Genomic DNA, 3016 nt, shown 5'->3' with positions numbered 1-3016 from the left:
GATGAGTATAAAAACAGTTTTGAAAGTTATTTAAGATATTTTAATGACAAAGGTATGAATGAAGTAATGCAACGTATTGGAAAGTGTTTCGCTTTATTACAGCTTACTGGTGAAATTCTTAATGATATAGATGGTTTTGAACATGATTACTATAAAATTATTAACCAAGCATATGAAAATATGTTAAAGAATAACAAAACAATAGATAAACCTAAGCAAGCACTTGAGGATATGCTGCAATATTTAGACGCTCACCGAAATAACATAACTGGTGATGGATATAGTCCAGTAAGGAATGGCGAGATTAAAGCAGTATATAAACATGGTTACCTATGTATTTTGGGCGATACAGTAAAAGATATATTAGGTCATGAAATGTATACCATAACAAAACAATGGGATAAAAAAGGGTATTTAGTCAAAAATGAAAAAGACCGTCTACAAATGAAAATTAGTCACTCAAATATTAAACATAGAGGCTTTGCTATTAAAAATGAAATAGTTAAAGAACTAGGGTTCGACTTTTCAAGTTTAAACTACCCTTATTCAGATTATTAATAAGTTCCCAATGGTTCCCGTTGAGTACCCATTCAAAAGTTACAAATGGGAACTCAATAAATACTATATTATCAGTCTTTAAGTCTAATAGTTCCCAGAGTTCCCACTTATATATAAACAGTATATATGATTAAAAAAATAACTAGAGTAATTGATTATAAAATACAGAACAATAAAAAAATAATTAACGGGGACAACGGGAACTAAGTATAGTAAAGCTATATACATCAAGGGTTTGAACAGTTCCCAATAAAAAATAGATATGGGGACTTAACGGGTAATAGTTCCCAATTATTTAATATGGAGGTCAAGTATGCCAACAATTACAGAAATAGGACACCAACAGTTTAAGTTGTTTATAAATAATAATAAATTTCAGCAGCATGTGAAAAAAGAACAAGATAATATGGCTAAAGGTTTAATCATAAGTCTTTTAACTAATTCTACTAAAGCTCACAAAATCTTTATTCAAGAAGTTATTTTATTAAACAAAAAATATTATCTCTATTGTTTTGGTGGGGATATATCATTGATAACTAAAAATTTCAAAGCACTCATAAAATTTAATATTAGAAAGCCTAATACGTTACTTAGTCAACATTTTAATAGTGATTGGATCATTGAAATAGATAATTTGAATTCGCTTAAAAAAGGACATGGCAAGATGTTGCTAAAAGATGTGTTGGCAATTTCTACAAAGCTTAATCTTGAGTCTTGCTTATGGACTGAGAGCGATGATAATACTAAGTATTTTGAAAGATATAAATTTGAAAGTATCGGTAAGATTGGAAAAGATAACGAAAACTTGATGATTAGAAGAAAGGAACGTGTATAGTATGAATAATAAACAATTAAAAGAATTAACTAAGATTGCTCGTTTTATGGAAAGTGTAATTTATGAAACAGATAATTGCGTAAGAGATTTTAATATACTTACGCAGCAACAAGTGAATAAGACAACATTTTTAGAGTTCGCACTCATATTCTTTGAGCGTAAAACGTGGGAAATTGTTGAAATGTTAGAATTTGATACTAATGAATTTATCTTATTGAATGAAGTGAACGAAACATTAGATAGTGTAATGAAAGAAACAGAAAGCGTATATCATTATAGCGTGACTGATGAAAATGGCGAACATTATCATACTACTGATAGAAAAGGCCATATCATTGGAATATTAGAGTGGGCATTAGATCAGATTGTTGGAAATATAGATATCGAACAAACAATTTAATATATAAAATTATAGGTCATGCACTTTAATAGGTGCATGGCTTTTTTATGTAAATCGTAATTGTTAAGATTTGTTAATGGTTTTAGGTTTATCTCAGGTGAAAAAACGAACATTAGTTCTGTAAAGGAAAGTGTGTGAAATTGCATGAAAAGTAGTATAAACGCTTTAGTTATAGTGTTAAATGGAATGTTAAGAAGTTATGTAAACGTTACTAAAATAAGAACATTTGTTTGTTATTTAGGTGTAAATTTAGTATAATAGTGTTATAGAAGTAATGACTTCTATATATTTAATAAAAGTCTGGATTAAATATTTGTTGTTTACTTATTGCCTAAATATTACCTCCTCATTAAAGATGAAATGAGGATAAAACAATGACAATAACAATTGAAAAAGAATTAACGAACGATCATATCAGAGTATTAAACGTATTACGCAACACTAAGCACGAGATTATTACTAAGCAAAATATATTTAATCAATTAAATATGGAATTTAACAGAAACAACGACAGATGGTTAAGAAATACGATTAATAGCTTAGTAGTTGATTATGGTTATCCAATCGGATACAGCTATAAAAAAGATGCAAGAGGTTATTTCATGGTTAAATCTGAGGAACAGAAAGAATTAGCCTTAAGAAGTATCGAGCGTCATATCGAAGGTAGTTTGAAGCGATATGAGGCATTAAAGAAAACTAAGATTTAAGGTGATGTAGTGAGTGCAGCGATTGAAATTATTCAAGAGAAAGTTAGCGATTATGAATTGTTCACTAGATTTAATACTTACTACATTCAATCAAGAATAGCACTCATAGAAAGTGATATAGAAGATATGTATAACCGAACTACACCTAGTTTATGTAGTGATATTGTATCTGAAAGTATTTACTATGAGAGTTATTCCGTTGAAAATCTAGCAATCGCTATATTAGAAGAACGTCAGAAATTAGAATGGTATAAAAGGAAAAGTCAAAGAGATTTAAACGCCTTTTATACTGTTCTAGGGCGTTTCTCTACTAAAGAACAAAAGTATATAAAAAACTATGTTAATACACACTCAGAGGCTCATATGAATGTGATAGAGCGTTTTAAGATTGAACTATACAAATATATTCAAACAAATAGAAATGAGCGTAATAAAGGTATAGAAAACAATTATTCATATATAAATGACAAGCATCAAAAATTAAAGACTTATCCTCATAAGTTGACGCTTAACCAA

At 28.8% G+C, this 3016-nt stretch carries 4 protein-coding genes and 1 pseudogene; all 5 read left to right on the top strand.

Features of this window, described 5'->3' with window-relative positions:
- A pseudogene (locus HMPREF3265_RS06460) lies at positions 1-558 on the top strand (hypothetical protein); the annotation flags it as partial.
- A gap of 313 nt (positions 559-871) precedes the next feature.
- Positions 872-1393 (top strand): hypothetical protein, encoded by a 522-nt coding sequence (locus tag HMPREF3265_RS06455; protein WP_070663248.1) that lies wholly within the window; start codon positions 872-874, stop codon positions 1391-1393.
- Position 1394: 1 nt separating this feature from the next.
- Positions 1395-1793: a hypothetical protein gene (locus HMPREF3265_RS12900; protein ID WP_053020709.1), complete on the top strand. Its 399-nt coding sequence runs from the start codon at positions 1395-1397 to the stop codon at positions 1791-1793.
- A gap of 374 nt (positions 1794-2167) precedes the next feature.
- Entirely contained in the window at positions 2168-2500 is a 333-nt protein-coding gene (locus tag HMPREF3265_RS06445; protein WP_053020710.1) for a hypothetical protein, read from the top strand.
- A gap of 9 nt (positions 2501-2509) precedes the next feature.
- Positions 2510-3016, top strand: a 507-nt coding sequence (locus tag HMPREF3265_RS06440; protein ID WP_070861185.1) for a hypothetical protein, incomplete at its 3' end; no start/stop codon positions are given.

The organism is Staphylococcus sp. HMSC62B09 (assembly GCF_001839115.1).
Classification (GTDB): domain Bacteria; phylum Bacillota; class Bacilli; order Staphylococcales; family Staphylococcaceae; genus Staphylococcus; species Staphylococcus haemolyticus.
The sequence above is the reverse complement of the archived record's forward strand: the minus strand, read 5'-3'. Positions and strand labels throughout refer to the sequence as shown.